Source organism: Microbacterium sp. CnD16-F (genome assembly GCF_024124465.1).
Lineage (GTDB): Bacteria > Actinomycetota > Actinomycetes > Actinomycetales > Microbacteriaceae > Microbacterium > Microbacterium gawkjiense.
In genome coordinates this window covers 1-17,677 of record NZ_JAMXSA010000056.1, presented here as the reverse complement: position 1 = coordinate 17,677, position 17,677 = coordinate 1, and the positions used below count along the sequence as shown (strand labels likewise).

General features: G+C 69.4%; 19 protein-coding genes and 1 pseudogene. 17 read left to right on the top strand and 3 right to left on the bottom strand.

The window, feature by feature from the left end; translation table 11 throughout:
• On the top strand, positions 1–1,563 hold a 1,563-nt coding region (rho, locus tag NH287_RS12830), incomplete at its 5' end, for a transcription termination factor Rho (RefSeq protein ID WP_253035927.1).
• 10 nt (positions 1,564–1,573) lie between these two features.
• The gene (gene prfA, locus NH287_RS12825) at positions 1,574–2,653 is read left to right on the top strand and encodes a peptide chain release factor 1 (protein WP_253035926.1); all 1,080 of its coding nucleotides are present in this window, start codon (positions 1,574–1,576) and stop codon (positions 2,651–2,653) included.
• A 4-nt stretch (positions 2,654–2,657) separates the two neighbouring features.
• On the opposite strand, the gene epsC is transcribed toward prfA, so the two are convergent.
• Positions 2,658–3,263, bottom strand: coding sequence for a serine O-acetyltransferase EpsC (gene epsC, locus NH287_RS12820; protein WP_082886059.1), 606 nt, complete (start codon positions 3,261–3,263; stop codon positions 2,658–2,660).
• Positions 3,264–3,288: 25 nt separating this feature from the next.
• The gene (cysK, locus tag NH287_RS12815; protein WP_253035925.1) at positions 3,289–4,224 is read right to left on the bottom strand and encodes a cysteine synthase A; all 936 of its coding nucleotides are present in this window, start codon (positions 4,222–4,224) and stop codon (positions 3,289–3,291) included.
• 129 nt (positions 4,225–4,353) lie between these two features.
• Here cysK and prmC point away from each other — a divergent pair, with 129 nt between their 5' ends.
• The 13 genes from prmC (at position 4,354) to NH287_RS12750 (ending at position 15,413) form a co-directional block, all read left to right on the top strand.
• On the top strand, positions 4,354–5,244 hold the full coding sequence (gene prmC / locus NH287_RS12810; protein WP_253035924.1) for a peptide chain release factor N(5)-glutamine methyltransferase: 891 nt from the start codon (positions 4,354–4,356) through the stop codon (positions 5,242–5,244).
• Between the two features lie 58 nt (positions 5,245–5,302).
• Entirely contained in the window at positions 5,303–5,998 is a 696-nt protein-coding gene (locus NH287_RS12805; RefSeq protein WP_217531172.1) for an L-threonylcarbamoyladenylate synthase, read from the top strand.
• The gene (locus NH287_RS12800; protein WP_253035923.1) at positions 5,995–7,155 is read left to right on the top strand and encodes an MraY family glycosyltransferase; all 1,161 of its coding nucleotides are present in this window, start codon (positions 5,995–5,997) and stop codon (positions 7,153–7,155) included. The genes NH287_RS12805 and NH287_RS12800 overlap by 4 nt, the downstream gene beginning before the upstream one ends.
• Before the next feature lie 20 nt (positions 7,156–7,175).
• On the top strand, positions 7,176–7,646 hold the full coding sequence (locus NH287_RS12795) for a hypothetical protein (RefSeq protein ID WP_253035922.1): 471 nt from the start codon (positions 7,176–7,178) through the stop codon (positions 7,644–7,646).
• 128 nt (positions 7,647–7,774) lie between these two features.
• Positions 7,775–8,563 carry a F0F1 ATP synthase subunit A gene (atpB, locus tag NH287_RS12790; protein ID WP_253035928.1) on the top strand — a complete coding sequence of 263 codons (789 nt, stop codon included), beginning with the start codon at positions 7,775–7,777 and terminating at the stop codon, positions 8,561–8,563.
• 46 nt (positions 8,564–8,609) lie between these two features.
• The gene (gene atpE / locus NH287_RS12785; protein ID WP_064001481.1) at positions 8,610–8,843 is read left to right on the top strand and encodes an ATP synthase F0 subunit C; all 234 of its coding nucleotides are present in this window, start codon (positions 8,610–8,612) and stop codon (positions 8,841–8,843) included.
• Between the two features lie 28 nt (positions 8,844–8,871).
• On the top strand, positions 8,872–9,426 hold the full coding sequence (locus tag NH287_RS12780; protein ID WP_253035921.1) for a F0F1 ATP synthase subunit B: 555 nt from the start codon (positions 8,872–8,874) through the stop codon (positions 9,424–9,426).
• A complete protein-coding gene (locus NH287_RS12775; protein WP_064001483.1) occupies positions 9,426–10,214 on the top strand; it encodes a F0F1 ATP synthase subunit delta in 789 nt (262 codons plus the stop codon). Before NH287_RS12780 ends, NH287_RS12775 begins: the two co-directional genes overlap by 1 nt.
• Before the next feature lie 74 nt (positions 10,215–10,288).
• Positions 10,289–11,929, top strand: coding sequence for a F0F1 ATP synthase subunit alpha (gene atpA / locus NH287_RS12770; RefSeq protein WP_253035920.1), 1,641 nt, complete (start codon positions 10,289–10,291; stop codon positions 11,927–11,929).
• A 23-nt stretch (positions 11,930–11,952) separates the two neighbouring features.
• On the top strand, positions 11,953–12,849 hold the full coding sequence (locus tag NH287_RS12765) for a F0F1 ATP synthase subunit gamma (protein ID WP_253035919.1): 897 nt from the start codon (positions 11,953–11,955) through the stop codon (positions 12,847–12,849).
• Between the two features lie 22 nt (positions 12,850–12,871).
• Positions 12,872–14,320 carry a F0F1 ATP synthase subunit beta gene (atpD, locus tag NH287_RS12760; RefSeq protein ID WP_217531178.1) on the top strand — a complete coding sequence of 483 codons (1,449 nt, stop codon included), beginning with the start codon at positions 12,872–12,874 and terminating at the stop codon, positions 14,318–14,320.
• 1 nt (position 14,321) lies between these two features.
• Positions 14,322–14,582 (top strand): F0F1 ATP synthase subunit epsilon, encoded by a 261-nt coding sequence (locus NH287_RS12755; protein WP_064001487.1) that lies wholly within the window; start codon positions 14,322–14,324, stop codon positions 14,580–14,582.
• A 66-nt stretch (positions 14,583–14,648) separates the two neighbouring features.
• A complete protein-coding gene (locus NH287_RS12750) occupies positions 14,649–15,413 on the top strand; it encodes a peroxide stress protein YaaA (protein ID WP_253035918.1) in 765 nt (254 codons plus the stop codon).
• Here the strand turns inward: NH287_RS12750 and NH287_RS12745 are convergent.
• Positions 15,403–15,969 carry a DUF4870 domain-containing protein gene (locus NH287_RS12745; RefSeq protein ID WP_253035917.1) on the bottom strand — a complete coding sequence of 189 codons (567 nt, stop codon included), beginning with the start codon at positions 15,967–15,969 and terminating at the stop codon, positions 15,403–15,405. The genes NH287_RS12750 and NH287_RS12745 overlap by 11 nt on opposite strands.
• A 178-nt stretch (positions 15,970–16,147) precedes the next feature.
• Between NH287_RS12745 and NH287_RS12740 the strand changes: the two genes are divergently transcribed.
• Positions 16,148–16,966, top strand: a complete 819-nt coding sequence (locus tag NH287_RS12740; protein ID WP_064001490.1) for a PP2C family serine/threonine-protein phosphatase — start codon at positions 16,148–16,150, stop codon at positions 16,964–16,966.
• A 66-nt stretch (positions 16,967–17,032) separates the two neighbouring features.
• Positions 17,033–17,677: pseudogene (locus NH287_RS12735) on the top strand (cell division protein FtsK); the annotation flags it as partial.

The window sequence follows — 17,677 nt, the reverse complement described above, 5'->3', positions numbered from 1 at the left end:
GCCGAGACTCCGGCCGCCGATGCCGCGTCCGCCGGCGAGGCACCCGCGGCCGACGCCGCCCCCGAGACCACCGAGCAGGCCGCGACCACCGAGGCGCCGACGGTTGATGCCGCGGCACCGACGGCATCCGCCGATGACAGCGAGAACGCCGGCGAGGGCAACGGCCGCAGCCGCAGCCGTTCGCGCAGCCGCAGCCGCAACCGCAACAAGGGCGAGAACGCCCAGAACGGCGGCGCCCAGAACGGCAACGCCCAGAACGCGCCCGCCGACAAGCCCGCCGTCGAGCAGGCCTCCGACGACGAGCAGGGTCAGGGTCGCGGTCGCCAGCGCAACAAGCGTCGCGGTCAGTCCACGAACGACGAGTTCGACACCGAGATCGGCGAGGACGACGTCCTCATCCCGATCGCCGGCATCCTCGACGTCCTCGACAACTACGCGTTCGTCCGCACGACCGGCTACCTCCCCGGCCAGAGCGACGTCTACGTCTCGCTCGGTCAGGTCAAGAAGTACAACCTGCGCAAGGGTGACGCCGTCGTCGGCGCCATCAAGCAGCCGCGCGAGGGCGAGCAGTCGAGCCGTCAGAAGTACAACGCGCTCGTCAAGGTCGACGCCGTCAACGGCCTCTCGGTCGAGGACGCCGCGACGCGTGTCGAGTTCGGCAAGCTCACGCCGCTCTACCCGCAGGAGCGCCTGCGCCTCGAGACGGCCCCCGAGAAGCTGACGCAGCGCATCATCGACCTCGTCGCCCCGATCGGCAAGGGTCAGCGCGGCCTGATCGTCGCGCCGCCCAAGGCCGGCAAGACGATCGTCCTGCAGCAGATCGCGAACGCGATCGCGACGAACAACCCCGAGGTCCACCTCATGGTCGTGCTCGTCGACGAGCGCCCCGAAGAGGTCACCGACATGCAGCGGACGGTCAAGGGCGAGGTCATCGCCTCGACGTTCGACCGACCCGCCGAGGACCACACGACGGTCGCCGAGCTCGCCATCGAGCGCGCCAAGCGCCTCGTCGAGCTGGGCCGCGACGTCGTCGTCCTGCTCGACTCGATCACCCGCCTCGGTCGCGCCTACAACATCTCGGCGCCGACCTCGGGCCGCGTGCTCACCGGCGGTGTCGACGCATCCGCTCTCTACCCGCCCAAGCGCTTCTTCGGCGCCGCGCGCAACATCGAGAACGGCGGATCGCTCACGATCCTCGCGACGGCCCTCGTCGAGACCGGTTCGAAGATGGACGACGTCATCTTCGAGGAGTTCAAGGGCACCGGCAACAGCGAGCTGCGCCTGTCGCGTCAGCTCGCCGACAAGCGCATCTTCCCCGCCGTCGACGTGAACGCGTCGAGCACGCGTCGCGAGGAGATGCTGCTCTCGGCCGACGAGGTCAAGATCACGTGGAAGCTGCGCCGGGCCCTCGCGGGTCTCGACCCCCAGCAGGCCCTCGAGGTCGTCCTCGGCAAGCTCAAGGAGACGACGTCGAACGTCGAGTTCCTCGTGCAGATGCAGAAGTCGATCCCGGCGCCCGCCGCGGGCGGCCACGGCCACGGGCACGAGAACAGCATCCGCTGACCTTCGCGTCGTGTTCGAGTCCGTCCAGACGCTGATCGACGAGCACCGCGCGGTCCAGGAGGAACTCTCCGACCCCGCGGTGCACGCCGATGCGGCGCGCGCCAAGCGCGTCAACCGGCGGTACGCGGAACTCTCGCGCATCGTCGCGGCGCACGACGCCTGGCGGGCCGCGGAGGAGGACCTCGCGGCTGCGCGGGAACTCGCGAAGGAGGATGCCGCCTTCGCCGACGAGGTCCCCGCCCTCGAGCGGCGGCTCGCCGAGGCGCAGGAGAAGCTCCGTCGCCTGCTCATCCCGCGCGACCCCGACGACGCCCGCGACGTGATCCTCGAGATCAAGGCGGGGGAGGGCGGCGCCGAGTCGGCGCTGTTCGCCGCCGACCTGCTGCGCATGTACCTGCAGTACGCCGCCTCGCAGGGGTGGAAGACCGAACTGCTCGAGCGCAACGAGTCCGATCTGGGCGGCTACAAAGACGTCCAGGTCGCCATCAAGGGCTCCTCGAGCGATCCTGCCCAGGGCGTCTGGGCGCACCTGAAGTACGAGGGCGGCGTCCACCGGGTGCAGCGCGTGCCCGCGACCGAGTCGCAGGGCCGCATCCACACCTCCACAACGGGAGTCCTCGTCTTCCCCGAGGTCGACGAGCCCGAAGAGGTGCAGATCGACGCGAACGACCTCAAGATCGACGTCTTCCGCTCGTCGGGTCCGGGCGGTCAGTCGGTCAACACGACCGACTCCGCCGTCCGCATCACCCACCTGCCCACGGGCATCGTCGTGTCGATGCAGAACGAGAAGAGCCAGCTGCAGAACCGCGAAGCCGGCATGCGTGTGCTCCGCGCGCGCCTGCTCGCCAAGCAGCAGGAGGAGCGGGATGCCGCGGCCTCCGACGCCCGCAGGTCCCAGATCCGCGGAATGGACCGGTCGGAGCGCATCCGCACGTACAACTTCCCCGAGAACCGCATCGCCGACCACCGCACCGGGTACAAGGCGTACAACCTCGACCAGGTGATGGACGGCGCGCTCGGACCGCTCATCGAGTCCGCGATCGCGGCCGATGAGGAAGCGCGGCTGGCCGCCGTCGGCTCGGAGGCCTGACCGCTCAGATGTGGTACTCGGGCGCCGTCAGGATCGCCCGGGTGTCCTCGCCGACCGCCCGCCGTCGGGCCCGCGCCGGCACTCCGACGAGCACGGAGTCGGACGGCGCGTCCTTCGTGACCACGGCGTTCGCGCCGATGACCGAGTGCGCGCCGATGACGATCGGTCCGAGGATCTTCGCTCCCGCGCCGACGGCGACGCCGTCTTCGAGGGTCGGATGCCGCTTGCCGCCGTCCCGCGTCCGGCCGCCCAGCGTCACCCCGTGGTAGAGCATGACGTCGTCGCCGACCTCCGCCGTCTCGCCGATCACGACACCCATGCCGTGGTCGATGAAGAAGCGTCGCCCGATGCGGGCGCCGGGGTGGATCTCGATGCCGGTGAGCCAGCGGGTGACCTGCGAGAGCGCCCGCGCGGGGAAACGCCGGCCGCGCCGCCACAGCGCGTGCGATACCCGGTGGCTCCACACGGCGTGGAGCCCCGGGTACAGCAGCGCGATCTCGAGCCCGCCGCGTGCGGCCGGGTCGCGGAGCTTCGCCGCCGCGATGTCCTCGCGGACGGCGCGGACGACGGCCACGAGGCTGCGGCGCAGGGAGCGGGCGATGCCGGGCACGACGGACCTTTCGGAGACGGCCGGATCAGTCGCGGAACTCCTCGAAGAGCGCCGTCGAGAGGTACCGCTCGCCGAAGGAGGGGATGATCACGACGATGTTCTTGCCCTCGGCCTCGGGACGTGCGGCGACCTGGAGCGCCGCCCAGATGGCGGCGCCGGACGAGATGCCCACGAGGATGCCTTCGGTCGTGGCGACCTTCTTGGCGGTCGCGATCGCGTCGTCGAACGTGACGTCCTGGACTTCGTCGATGACGCCCTGGTCGAGGATCGGCGGGATGAAGTTCGGGCCGATGCCCTGGATCTTGTGGGGTCCGGGCTTGCCCTCGGTCAGCAGGGGGGAGTCCTTCGGCTCGACCGCGACCACCTTCGCGGCGGGCACGCGCTCCTTCAGCACCTGGCCGACGCCGGTGATCGTCCCGCCGGTGCCGATGCCGGCGACGAAGTAGTCGACGGCGCCGTCGGTGTCGCGCAGGATCTCCTCGGCGGTGGTCTTGCGGTGGATCTCGACGTTGGCCTGGTTGGCGAACTGCTTCGCGAGCACGGCGCCGGGGGTCTCGGCGGCGATGCGCTCGGCCTCGCCGACGGCGCCCTTCATGCCGAGTGACGGGTCGGTCAGGACGAGCTCGGCGCCGTAGGCGCGCAGCAGCATCCGACGCTCGATCGACATCGAGGACGGCATCGTCAGGATGACCTTGTAGCCGCGGGCCGCGCCCACCATTGCCAGCGCGATGCCGGTGTTGCCGCTCGTGCCCTCGACGATCGTGCCGCCGGGCTTCAGTTCACCGGAGGCCTCCGCAGCGTCGACGATCGCGATGCCCAGGCGGTCCTTGACCGACGAGGCGGGGTTGTAGAACTCGAGCTTGGCGAGGATGGTCCCCGGCAGTCCCTCGGACATGCGGTTCAGTCGGACGAGGGGGGTGTTGCCGAATGCGCTCGTGATGTCGGAGTGGATGCCGGTCATGGGATGCCTTCCGTGCGGGTCGGATGAAAGGGTGCGGCTCAGGTGTCCGCGATGCGCCCCCAGCCTACGGTCCCGGCGACCCGGGCGGCCCTGTGTGACGATGCCGTGAGCGGTATCCTGAGGCTTCCCATGTCGACTTCACGGACTTCCGACGCGCCCACGGGCAGCGACCTCGCCCCCCTCGTGCGCCGCGCCGCCGAGCGCCTCGCCGCGTCCGGCGTGCCGTCCGCCGATGTCGACGCCGAACTCCTCGCCGCGCACGTCCTGGCCATCGGTCGGGGGGAGCTCGCCGCCGCCATGATGCGCGGTGATCGGATGCCGGAGGTCGCCGCCACGCGCTTCGCCGAGCTCGTCGAGCGCCGCGCCGCGCGCGAACCGCTGCAGCACCTCACCGGGACGGCGCCGTTCCGCCACCTGGAGCTCCGGGTGGGGCCGGGGGTGTTCGTCCCGCGTCCCGAGACCGAGATGGTCGCGCAGCTCGCGATCGACGCGCTGCGCGCCGCGCCCGGTCCCGAGCCGGTCGCCGTCGACCTCGGCACGGGGAGCGGCGCGCTCGCCCTGTCGCTCGCGACCGAGGTGCCGCACGCGCAGGTGCACGCGGCCGAGAACTCTGTCGACGCCTTCCTCTGGGCGAAGGAGAACTTCGCCCGCCACGCCCCGCATGCCCGTCTCGCGTTCATCGACCTCGCCGACGCGTTCCCCGAGCTCGACGGCACCGTCTCGGTCGTGGTGTCGAACCCGCCGTACGTCCCCGACGACGCGATCCCGCGCGACCCCGAGGTGCGCTTCTGGGATCCGCCGGCGGCGCTGTACGGCGGTCCCGACGGGCTCGACGTCGTGCGCGTGCTCTCCGGGGTCGCGCTGCGGCTGCTGCATCCTGGCGGCACGCTGGTGATCGAGCACGGCGAGTGGCAGGGCCCCGGCATCCGCGATCTGCTGACCGCCGACGGGTGGCGCGGCGCGGCCACGCACCGGGACCTCACGACGCGCGACCGCGCGACGACGGCGCTGCGTCCCTGAACCGGGGCCGCCCGCTTGCAGGCGGTCCCGAGCCCGGTCCTCGTAGAATGCTGCGGATATGTCTCCCGTCCTCGACTGCCGCGACGCCGACCAGCTGCTCCCCGCTCTGCGCCAGGCCCGCCAGGCCATCGGCCGCGGCGAACTCATCGTGATGCCGACCGACACCGTCTACGGCGTGGCCGCCGACGCGTTCAACGCCTCCGCCGTCGCGCGGCTGCTGGCGGCCAAGGGGCGAGGCCGCCAGTCGCCGCCGCCGGTGCTCGTCTCCGGACCCGACACGATGCGTGCGCTCGTGGCCGAGGTGCCCGAGCCCGTCGATCGCCTCGTGGAGCGGTTCTGGCCGGGAGGTCTCACCATCGTCCTGCCCGCCCAGCCCTCGCTGCGCTGGGACCTCGGCGAGACCCGCGGCACCGTCGCGGTGCGGATGCCGGACGACGCCTTCGCCCTCGAGCTGCTGCAGGAGACCGGTCCGCTGGCGGTGTCGAGCGCGAACCTGACGGGCAAGCCCGCGGCGCTCGAGATCGACTCGGCGATCGAGATGCTCCGCGACAGCATCTCCGTCTACCTCGACGGGGGACTCGTCGACACCGGGGTCGCCTCCACCATCATCGATGCGACCGGTCTCGTCGGCCGCGACCCGCGGCCCGTGACGGTGCTGCGCGACGGTGCCGTCTCCCGCGCCGCCCTGCGGGAAGTGCTCGGCGACCTGCTCGAGCCGGATCCGGTCTCGCCCGACGAATCCGACGACGCGTGAGGGACTACCTGCTCGCGTTCGTCATCACCGGCGCCCTCACCTTCGTCTTCTCGTGGGTGGTCTGGCGTGTCGCGATGAAGTTCGGGCTGCACCCGGCGATCCGCGAGCGGGACGTCCATAAGACCCCCACGCCCCGGCTCGGGGGAGTGGCGATGTTCATCGGCATGCTCGGCTTCTTCGTGCTGTCGTCACAGCTCCCCGCCTTCGCGATCGTGTGGCAGGAGCCGGCGATGGTGTGGTCCCTGCTGGGGGCCGCCGCCCTCATGGTGGTGGTCGGCGTCGCCGACGACCTCTGGGACCTCGACTGGATGATCAAGCTCGGGGCGCAGTTCGTCGCCGCCTGGATCGTCGTCTCGCCGGGCGGCATCCAGATCTTCTACCTGCCCTTCGGCCAGCAGGTCGTCGTGTCCAGCTGGGTCAGCATCAGCCTGTCGATCCTCCTCATCGTCATCGTCATGAACGCCGTCAACTTCATCGACGGGCTCGACGGCCTCGTCGCCGGGGTGTGCCTTATCGCGAACGCGGTGTTCTTCGCCTACTCCGCGATGCTCGTGCGCGATTTCGACAACAGCGAGCAGAGCAACACTGGGGTGTTCATCGCGATCGTGCTGCTCGGGATGTGCGCCGGCTTCCTGCCGTTCAACTGGAATCCGGCCCGCATGTTCATGGGGGATGCCGGTGCGCTCCTCCTCGGGCTCATGATGGCGTCGTCGGCGATCGTCGTCACCGGCAACCTGCCGCCGAACCTCCTGAGCGACAACGACCTCTTCGGCCGTTCGCAGCTGCTCGGTGCCTTCATCCCCGTCATCCTCCCCGTCGTCATCGTGCTGCTGCCGCTCGTCGACTTCGGGCTCGCCGTCGTCCGGCGGATGGCGCAGGGGAAGTCGCCGTTCTCGCCCGACCGCAAGCACCTGCACCACCGGATGCTCGACATGGGCCACACCGACCGCAACGCCGTCTTCGTGTTCTACGCGTGGACCGCCGTCGTCTCGCTCTCGGTCCTGCTCATGTACATCGGCACGACGAAGGACTGGCCGGGTCGTTACTGGCCGGGCGTCGCCTTCCTCGTCATCGGATGCATCGCCTGCGTCCTCGTCACACTGCCCCCCGCGCGCCGCACCCGACCGGTCGCGCCCGAACAGAAGGCCCTCCTGTGAGCTCCCTGTCGTCCACGTCCATGCTCCGTACCGCCCTCGTGTGGTCCGCGATCGTCACCGCCGTCCTCCTCGTCACCGGAGGAGCAGTCGGACTGCTCGTCGCCGGGACGTCCGGGCTGTGGAGCGCGCTCGTCGCCGTCCTCATGGCGGCCGTGTTCCTCGCGTTCACGATCGTGTCGATCCTCATCGCCAACCGCTTCTACGGCGACCCGCTGTTCGTGCCGATCTTCTTTGGCTCGGTCATGGGCGGGTGGATTCTCAAGTTCGTCCTCTTCCTGATTGTCCTGTTCGTCCTCCGCGATCAGCCGTGGCTCACACCCCTGGTCTTCCTCATCTCCCTCGTCGTCAGCATCGTCGCCTCGCTGGTGGTCGACGTCGTGGTGATGCTCCGGATGCGCATCTCCGCCGTCAGCGACACGAGGCTGCCCACCGCGGCTGAGGTGGAGGCTGGCGAGCGTCGTCCCGGGGACTCGGCGACGCCTCAGGGCTGATAGGCTGTTCTCGAGCCCGCCTGATCCCGACGGGAACGTCTGCGGAGTCAGCTCACCGACCATCGTCGCCCGATCCTTTGATCGACGCCCCGAAGCTGGAGCCAGCGCTGTTTACTCAAGCTGCGACCCTGATCGCTACTGCCGCCGAAGAAGCCCCTGAATTTCACGGGCCGTCCATCTCGGAGTTCTTCCCCGAGGCGGTCTTCCAGATCGGTGCCTTCGAGATCAACCGGATCCATCTGATCCAGATCCTCTCGACGATCGCCATCGTCCTCATCTTCTGGCTCGGTACCCGCCGCATGACGGTGGTTCCCGGCCGTTTCCAGAGCGTCGTCGAGATGGGCCTGGACTTCGTCCGCGTCAACATCGCCGAAGACCTGCTGGGCAAGAAGGATGGGCGTCGCTTCCTTCCGATCCTCACCACGATTTTCTTCATGGTGCTGTTCATGAACATCACGGGTGTCATCCCGTTCCTGAACATCGCCGGTTCTTCGATCGTCGCGGTCCCGCTCTTGCTCGCGATCGTCGCGTACGTGACCTTCATCTACGCCGGGGTCAAGCACAACCCGGGCGCGTTCTTCAAGAACGCCCTCATGCCCTCCGGCGTGCCGTGGCCGCTCTACATCATCATCATCCCGCTCGAGTTCCTCTCGACCTTCATCATCCGCCCCGTCACGCTGACGCTGCGTCTGCTGATGAACATGATCGTCGGGCACCTCATGCTGGTCCTGTTCTTCGCAGCGACCCAGTTCTTCCTCTTCGACGTCGGCGGCTGGTTCTCCGCTCTGGCTGCGGGCACCCTCGCATTCGGGTTCGCCTTCACGCTGTTCGAGATCTTCGTCGCCTTCCTCCAGGCCTACGTCTTCGCCATCCTCACCGCGGTCTACATCCAGCTCGCGGTGGCAGAAGAGCACTAAGCGGTCCGGCGCACGCCGAACCATCCAACCGAAAGGAAACACCTCCGTGGACGCAACTACGGTTCTCGCCGCCCTCGAGGGCAACGTCGCGACGATGGGCTACGGCCTCGCAGCCATCGGTCCCGCCATCGGCGTGGGCATCGTCGTGGGCAAGACGATCGAGGGCGTGGCCCGTCAGCCCGAGCTGGCCGGTCGCCTGCAGGTCCTGATGTTCATCGGTATCGCCTTCACCGAGGCGCTCGCCTTCATCGGCATCGCGACCTACTTCATCTTCGTCTGATCCCCGAACAGATTCCTAAGGAGACAGGATGCTGAACGCTCTTGTCGCGTACGCCGCAGAAGAGGGCGAGGCGCACAACCCGCTCATCCCCGCGTGGTACGACATCATCTGGTCGGGCGTCTGCTTCGTCGTGATCCTGTTCGTCTTCTGGAAGGTCGCTCTTCCGAAGATGCAGGCTCTTCTCGACCAGCGCGCTGCCGCCATCGAAGGCAACATCGCGAAGGCCGACGAGGCGCAGCGCAAGGCGGAAGCCGCCCTCGAGGAGTACACGGCCCAGCTGGCCGAGGCTCGCAAGGAGGCCGGTGAGATCCGTGAGGCCGCCCGCGAGGACGGCAAGAAGATCGTCACCGAGGCCAAGGACAACGCCGCCGCCGAGGCGGCACGTCTGACCGCCGCCGCGCACTCCCAGATCGAGGCCGAGCGTCAGAGCGCGCTCGTCTCCCTCCGCAGCGAGGTGGGCACCCTCGCCCTCGACCTCGCCGGCGGCGTGATCGGTGAGACCCTGTCGGACGACGCCAAGGCCCAGGCCGTGGTCGACCGCTTCCTCGCCGACCTCGAGGCATCCGAGAAGGCGGCCAAGTAATGGGCAGCGCGACCACTCAGGCCCTCGCGGCGACGACGTCGGCCCTGCAGGCCGCGCCGGGCGTCGACCTCGACGTCGCCCGCGAGCTCTTCGCCGCGGCGCGCGTCCTGGCCGGCTCGTCGCAGCTGAGCGGCGCGCTCTCCGATGCGTCGGTTCCCGCGGAAGGCCGCCAGAAGGTCGTCGCGAACGTGTTCGGCACGTTCGCGCCGGCCACGGTGGCCGTCCTCGACGCCGCCGTCAGCGAGCGGTGGTCCTCGGCCGCCGATCTGCTGACCGGTATCGAGGAGGCGGGCATCCGTGCCGCCGCCATCGCGGCGCCGCAGGCCGACATCGAGGGCGAACTGTTCTCGGTGGCTCGCACGATCGCGGCCAACCCCGAGCTCGAACTGGCGCTCGGCAGCCGTCTCGGCGAGGCATCCGCCAAGGGTGCCCTCATCGAGAAGCTGCTCGCCGGCCGCGCCGCCGAGCCGACGGTGATCATCGTCTCCTCGCTCGCGCAGCTCCCGCGCGAGCGGCGGGTGCGTTCGATGCTGAGCTGGGCGCTCCGCGTCGTCGCCGAGCAGCGCGGTCGCGCTGTCGCGACGGTGTTCGCCGCAGCGGAGCTGACCGAGGCGCAGACCGCGCGTCTGCGGCAGACTCTCGCGGCGCGGTACGACACCGAGGTCTCGCTCAATGTCGTCATCGACCCCGAGGTCGTGGGCGGCATCCGCATCGAGATCGGCGACGACGTGATCGACGCCACCGTCTCGTCCCGACTGGGCGACCTCCGCCAGCGTCTGGCGGGCTGACTCTTCCCGCTCCACCGAGGAGCGGACCCGGCTGGCCAGGTGCCCGCCACAAGACCTCACTAAGAAGGAAGACCATGGCAGAACTGTCCATCAGCCCCGACGTCATCCGTGACGCGCTGAAAGACTTCGTCGCCGCCTACGAGCCCACCGGGGCTGCGGCGACCGAGGTCGGCACCGTCGTCGACGCCGCGGACGGCATCGCCCACGTCGAGGGCCTGCCCGGCGTCATGGCGAACGAGCTCGTCCGCTTCGAGAACGGCGTCGAGGGCCTCGCGCAGAACCTCGACGAGCACGAGATCGGTGTCGTCGTCCTCGGCGACTTCGCCGGCATCGAGGCCGGTCAGAAGGTCACCCGCACCGGCGAGGTCCTCTCGGTCGGTGTCGGCGAGGGCTACCTCGGTCGCGTCGTCGACCCGCTCGGCAACCCGATCGACGGTCTCGGCGAGATCGCGACCACCGGCCGCCGCGCGCTCGAGCTCCAGGCTCCCGGCGTCATGCAGCGCAAGTCGGTCCACGAGCCGATGCAGACCGGCATCAAGGCGATCGACGCCATGATCCCCGTCGGCCGCGGTCAGCGTCAGCTGATCATCGGCGACCGCCAGACCGGCAAGACGGCGATCGCTATCGACACGATCATCAACCAGAAGTCCAACTGGGAGTCGGGCGACGTCACCAAGCAGGTCCGCTGCATCTACGTCGCGATCGGCCAGAAGGGCTCGACCATCGCTTCGGTGAAGGGCGCGCTCGAGGACGCCGGTGCCATGGAGTACACGACGATCGTCGCGGCCCCGGCATCCGACCCCGCCGGCTTCAAGTACCTCGCTCCCTACACCGGATCGGCCATCGGCCAGCACTGGATGTACGAGGGCAAGCACGTCCTCATCATCTTCGACGACCTGTCGAAGCAGGCCGAGGCCTACCGTGCCGTGTCGCTGCTCCTGCGCCGCCCGCCGGGCCGCGAGGCGTACCCCGGTGACGTCTTCTACCTGCACTCGCGTCTGCTGGAGCGTTGCGCCAAGCTCTCGGACGAGCTCGGCGCGGGATCGATGACGGGTCTGCCCATCATCGAGACGAAGGCCAACGACGTCTCGGCGTACATCCCGACCAACGTGATCTCGATCACCGACGGCCAGATCTTCCTGCAGTCCGACCTCTTCAACGCCAACCAGCGTCCCGCGGTCGACGTGGGTATCTCGGTCTCGCGCGTCGGTGGTGACGCTCAGGTCAAGTCGATCAAGAAGGTCTCGGGAACGCTCAAGCTCGAGCTCGCCCAGTACCGCTCGCTCGAGGCGTTCGCGATGTTCGCCTCCGACCTGGACGCCGCGTCGCGTCGTCAGCTCGCCCGCGGTGCGCGTCTGACCGAGCTGCTGAAGCAGCCGCAGTACTCGCCGTACCCCGTCGAGGAGCAGGTCGTCTCGATCTGGGCCGGCACCAACGGCAAGCTCGACACGATCGAGGTGGAGGACGTCCTCCGCTTCGAGCGCGAGCTGCTGGACCACCTGAAGCGGAACACGTCCATCCTCGACACGCTGCGCGAGACGAACGTCCTCGACGACAGCACCGTCGCGGAGCTCGACAAGGCGGTCGACGCCTTCGTCCTCGAGTTCCAGGGTGGCAAGGGTCAGGCACTCGGCGCGCCGGGTCACGAAGAGGTCGCTGCTGCGGACGCCGACGACGTGAACCAGGAGAAGATCGTCAAGGGCCGCCGCGGCTGACGCCGACGGGAGACTCATAACCAATGGGCGCACAACTCAGGGTCTACAAGCAGAAGATCTCTTCTGCTCAGACGACCAAGAAGATCACGAAGGCGATGGAACTCATCGCGGCTTCGCGCATCCAGAAGGCGATGGCACGCGTGCGCGCGTCCAACCCCTTCGCGCGGGCCGTGACGCGGGCCGTCTCCGCCGTGGCGACGCACTCGAACGTGCAGCACCCGCTGACCACCGAGCGCGAGGACATTCGACGCTCCGCCGTCGTCGTCTTCGGCTCGGACCGCGGTCTCGCCGGCGCGTTCAACTCCCAGGTGATCCGCGAGGCGCTGCAGCTCGGCGAGCTGCTGCGCAGCGAGGGTCGCGAGCCGGTGTACTACCTCATCGGTCGCAAGCCCGTCGGCTTCTTCCAGTTCCGTCGCATCGCGACGGCGGGGGAGTGGATCGGTGACACCGACACGCCGGCGTTCTCGACGGCCGAGGAGATCGCGGCCGCACTGATCGGCGCGTACGAGAAGGGCGGCGCGGACGGCGGCGTCGACGAGATCAACCTCGTCTACAACCGTTTCGTCAGCATGATGACGCAGACGCCGGAGACCACGCGTCTCCTGCCGCTCGAGGTCGTCGAGGCGGAGGACGCGGCATCCAGCCAGGTCTACCCGCTCTACGAGTTCGAACCGGATGCCGAGACGGTGCTCGACGCGCTGCTGCCGGTGTACGTGCAGAGCCGCGTGTTCAACGCGCTGCTCCAGTCGTCCGCCGCGAAGCAGGCCGCCACGCAGAAGGCGATGAAGTCCGCCAGCGACAACGCCGACAAGCTCATCACCGACTACACCCGCCTGCGCAACAACGCGCGTCAGGCGGAGATCACGCAGCAGATCGCCGAGATCGTCGGCGGCGCCGACGCGCTGGCGTCGGGCAAATAGACCACACGAAAGAAGAGAAGCCATGAGCCTCACCGCTGAGAAGACGGAGACCCCCGTCGTCGGTCGCGTCGCGCGCGTCACCGGCCCGGTCGTCGACATCGAGTTCCCGCACGACTCGATCCCCGAGGTCTACAACGCCCTCAAGACCACCATCACGATCGACGGCGAGTCGACCGAGATCACCCTCGAGGTCGCCCAGCACCTCGGTGACGATCTCGTTCGGGCCATCTCGCTCAAGCCCACCGACGGCATGGTCCGCGGCCAGGAGGTGCGCGACACGGGCGGCCCCATCACGGTCCCCGTCGGCGATGTCACCAAGGGCAAGGTCTTCAACGTCACGGGCGACGTCCTGAACGCCGCTCCTGGCGAGACCATCGAGGTCACCGAGCGCTGGGGCATCCACCGCTCCGCCCCGAACTTCGACCAGCTCGAGTCCAAGACCGAGATGTTCGAGACGGGCATCAAGAGCATCGACCTGCTCACCCCGTACGTCCAGGGTGGCAAGATCGGCCTGTTCGGCGGTGCCGGCGTCGGCAAGACCGTCCTCATCCAGGAGATGATCCAGCGCGTCGCGCAGGACCACGGCGGCGTCTCGGTGTTCGCCGGTGTCGGTGAGCGCACCCGTGAGGGCAACGACCTCATCGGCGAGATGGAGGAGGCGGGCGTCTTCGACAAGACCGCCCTCGTCTTCGGCCAGATGGACGAGCCGCCGGGGACGCGTCTGCGCGTCGCCCTGTCGGCTCTGACGATGGCGGAGTACTTCCGCGACGTGCAGAAGCAGGACGTCCTCCTGTTCATCGACAACATCTTCCGCTTCACGCAGGCCGGTTCCGAGGTCTCCACGCTGCTGGGCCGCATGCCCTCCGCCGTGGGTTACCAGCCGAACCTCGCCGACGAGATGGGTGTCCTCCAGGAGCGCATCACGTCGACCCGCGGTCACTCGATCACCTCGCTGCAGGCGATCTACGTCCCCGCCGACGACTACACCGACCCGGCTCCGGCGACCACCTTCGCGCACCTCGACGCGACGACCGAGCTCTCGCGTGAGATCGCATCGAAGGGTCTGTACCCCGCGATCGACCCGCTGACCTCGACCAGCCGCATCCTGGACCCGCGGTACATCGGTGAGGACCACTACCGTGTGGCCACCGCCGTGAAGCAGATCCTGCAGAAGAACAAGGAACTGCAGGAGATCATCGCGATCCTCGGTGTCGACGAGCTCTCCGAAGAGGACAAGATCGTCGTGTCGCGTGCACGCCGCATCCAGCAGTTCCTTTCGCAGAACACCTACATGGCGAAGAAGTTCACCGGTGTCGAGGGCTCCACGGTCCCGATCAAGGAGACCATCGAGTCGTTCGACGCGATCGTCAAGGGTGACTTCGACCACGTGGCCGAGCAGGCCTTCTTCAACGTCGGTGGCATCTCCGACGTCGAGGAGAAGTGGGCGCAGATCCAGAAGGAGAACGGCTGACATGGCGCTGACCGTCACCCTCGTCTCCGCTGAGGCGGAGGTCTGGCACGGCGAGGCGAGCCTCGTCGTGGCCAAGACGGTCGAGGGCGAGATCGGCTTCATGTCCGGTCACGAGCCCGTTCTCGCCATCCTCGCGGAGGGTGAAGTCCGGATCACGCAGTCGAACGGCGAGAAGATCGTCGCGACGGCGGAGGACGGCTTCCTCTCGATGGAGAACGACGAGCTCACCATCGTGGCCGGGAACGCAGCCCTGCAGTCCTGACACCCTTTCCGCGCAGCGCCGTCCGGTTCGCCGGGCGGCGCTGCGCTTTTCCCCGGAGGTGCCGCCGTGCTCATCCTGCTGCCCCCGTCCGAGACCAAGCGCCCCGGCGGCGACGGCCCGCGCTGGCGTCCGGACGCGCTCGCCTATCCGACGCTCTCGACGCAGCGCGAGCAGGTGATCGACGCGCTCGTCGCGCTCAGCGACGACGAGGAGGCCGCGGCCCGCGTGCTCAAGCTCTCCGCCCGGCAACGCGGCGAGGTCGCCGTCAACGCCGCGCTCCGCGGCTCCCCGACGATGCCCGCCGTCGACCGCTACACCGGGGTCCTCTTCGACGCCCTCGACGCCGCGACGCTCGACGACGCGTCGCGTGCCTGGCTGGCGAGCCACGTCGCGATCCACTCCGCACCGTTCGGCGTGGTCGGGGCGCTGGATCCGATCCCGGCGTACCGTCTGGGAGCCGGCATCCGCGTCCCCGGACTCCCGCCGATGCGGGCGGTGTGGGCGGATGCCGTCGGTGCCGCGATCGCAGCATCCTCACCCTCGTTCGTCCTCGACCTGCGTTCGGAGGCGTACGTCGCCCTGGGGCCCGTGCCCGCCGGGATCCCGCAGGCGTACGTGCGGGTCGTGTCGGAGGGGCCGGACGGCGCCGTGCGGGCCCTGAACCACTTCAACAAGCACGCCAAAGGGGAGCTCGTCCGCCGCCTCGCGACCTCACGGCCGGACGTCTCCGGACCCGACGCTCTCATGCGATGGGCGCAGGACGAACAGATCGTCCTGCGCCCATCGGCGGCCGGCGAGCTGGAGCTCGTCGTGCCGCCCGTTACGAGATGAACCGGAAGGTCACCGGGTAGCGGTAGCTGCCCCCGGCGTTGACCCGTACGGCCCCGAGGATCGAGAAGATGATGTTCGCGACCCACACGGCGAACGGGAGCAGCCCCCCGATGAAGCCGAGGAACGGGATGAAGGCCAGGATGCCCGCCACGATGTAGGCGACGATCATGGCGATCGTGAAGGTGATCTGCCAGTTCAGCGCCTCTTTGCCCTCGACGTTCGTGCGAGGACCGCGGTCCTTGAACACGAGCCAGATGATGAGGGCGGGCAGGAAGCCGACGATGCCGCCGAGGTGCGCGAACATCGCCCACTGCTTGTCCTGATCGGGGGTGAGAGCGGCGCCCGGCTGCGGCTGCCCGTAACCCGGCTGCCCGTAGCCCGGCTGGCCGTAGGGCTGCTGGCCGTTGGGCTGCTGGCCGTTGGGCTGCTGGCCGTAGGGCTGCTGGGGCGGCGGCGGAGCGTAACCGCCCGGGTTCTGTCCCGGCGGAGGGGTCGGCGCGCCTGCGGGAGGAGGAGACGCGGGGCCGTCCTGCGGCGGCGTGTTCGGGTCGGTCATCGGTATGCCCTTCTGTCGGCGTCGCCGCGGCGCGCGGCGTTCAGCGCGCGTGCGCTGCCACACACGAAAGGTAGTGCCGGGAACGGGTCGGGGGCAACGCCCCGCGCCGCATGATGACGGGAGAGGACGTCCACTAGAGTGTGAGGACGCTGCACCGATCAGGAAGAAGGGTGGGAGCGTGCCCGAAGCCGTCACCTCGTCCCGCGTCGTCCCCTCCGGCGCGGGCCCCATCGAGGTGCGCTGGGCCGAGGTCACCCACCAGGGCCGCCGCCGCGAGAACAACCAGGATGCCGTGCTGTCGGCGTTCCCGCTCTTCGTCGTCGCCGACGGGATGGGCGGCCACATCGGGGGAGAGATCGCCAGCTCGCGCACGGTGGAGCGCCTCTCGGCTGCCGTCGACCGCGGCACGGTCTCGCCGGAGGCGATCGAGGACGCCCTCGAGCACGCGGTGGCCGACATCGCCTCGCACGCCGAGACGACCGACGACGGCACCGGCACGACGGTGACGGGTGTCTACCTCGACCTCACCGGTGCCGAGCCGACCTGGGTGACCCTCAACATCGGCGACTCCCGGGTGTACCTGCTCCGCGACGGCGCGCTCGCGCAGGTGACGACCGACCACTCCGTCGTCCAGGAGCTGATCGCCGCAGGCCGTCTCAGCCCGGAGGAGGCCGAGAACCACCCTTACGGCAACGTCATCACCCGGGCCGTCGGTCCGAGCGACGGGGTGGTGCCCGATTACGTGCGACTCGAGGTCGTCGACGGCGACCGCTTCGTGGTGTGCAGCGACGGGCTCACGAAAGAGCTCACCGACTACGGCATCCTGCACTTCCTTCTGCAGAACCAGGACCCGGCTGCCGCGGTCGACGCGATGCTCGAGGCGGCGCTGGAGAACGGCGGCCGCGACAACGTGTCCATCATCGTCGTGAGCGCGCGGCACGTCCCGGCCGACGAGGACACCGCCACGGTCGAGATCTCCTCACCAGTGCGCCCCTGACGCGGATCGTCCACAGGTCGTCCGTGCACCGGCCGCCGGACCGGGCCCTCCGCGCACAGTGGAGCGGTGTCCACCTACGCACCCGATGACCCCCTCGCGCTTCCCCGCCGTGCCGAGCCGGCACCGCGCCCGCCCCTCCCGCTCCTGACCGTCGTCGTACCGGTCGTCGGTGCGGGCGTGCTGTGGATGGTGACGGGGTCGGCCTACGCTCTGCTGTTCGCCGCCCTCGGCCCGCTCATTGCGATCGCCTCGGTCGCCGACGCGGCGCGCACCTCGAAGCGGACCGCGAAGAAGGATGCCGCGGCGCTCCGCCGTCGGCTGGCGCAGGCGGAGGTCGACGTGGCGAAACGCCACGACGAGGAGCGCGCCCAGCGTTGGGCGACGCATCCCGACGTCCCGCGCTTCCTCGCCCGCCCGGAATCGATCTGGCGGGTCGTCCCCGAGCGCGAGTCCATGCTCGTCGTCGGTTCGGGGGAGGACGCGAGCGCCCTGCGGACGACGGGCGGTGACGGAGACGACGCGTCGGCGGAGCTCCGCCGACGCGCGGCGCGGGTGGACGACGTGCCCGTCCTCGTGCCGCTCACGACGGGTGTCGCCGTGGTGGGGCCGCCGGCGCTGGCCGCCGCCGTGGCGCGCGCGCTCGCACTGCAGGTGCTCCTGTGCCTCTCGCCCGGGCGCGTGCGCCTGAGCGACGCCGGTCCGTCGTGGGCG

Coding starts and splice junctions, on each gene's coding strand:
- prmC (WP_253035924.1), top strand. CDS start 4,354: ATGTCGACTTCACGGACTTCCGACGCGCCCACGGGCAGCGACCTCGCC.
- NH287_RS12765 (WP_253035919.1), top strand. CDS start 11,953: ATGGGCGCACAACTCAGGGTCTACAAGCAGAAGATCTCTTCTGCTCAG.
- atpD (WP_217531178.1), top strand. CDS start 12,872: ATGAGCCTCACCGCTGAGAAGACGGAGACCCCCGTCGTCGGTCGCGTC.
- NH287_RS12780 (WP_253035921.1), top strand. CDS start 8,872: ATGCTGAACGCTCTTGTCGCGTACGCCGCAGAAGAGGGCGAGGCGCAC.
- NH287_RS12755 (WP_064001487.1), top strand. CDS start 14,322: ATGGCGCTGACCGTCACCCTCGTCTCCGCTGAGGCGGAGGTCTGGCAC.
- NH287_RS12805 (WP_217531172.1), top strand. CDS start 5,303: ATGTCTCCCGTCCTCGACTGCCGCGACGCCGACCAGCTGCTCCCCGCT.
- NH287_RS12795 (WP_253035922.1), top strand. CDS start 7,176: ATGCTCCGTACCGCCCTCGTGTGGTCCGCGATCGTCACCGCCGTCCTC.
- NH287_RS12775 (WP_064001483.1), top strand. CDS start 9,426: ATGGGCAGCGCGACCACTCAGGCCCTCGCGGCGACGACGTCGGCCCTG.
- NH287_RS12745 (WP_253035917.1), bottom strand. CDS start 15,969: ATGACCGACCCGAACACGCCGCCGCAGGACGGCCCCGCGTCTCCTCCT.
- atpA (WP_253035920.1), top strand. CDS start 10,289: ATGGCAGAACTGTCCATCAGCCCCGACGTCATCCGTGACGCGCTGAAA.
- cysK (WP_253035925.1), bottom strand. CDS start 4,224: ATGACCGGCATCCACTCCGACATCACGAGCGCATTCGGCAACACCCCC.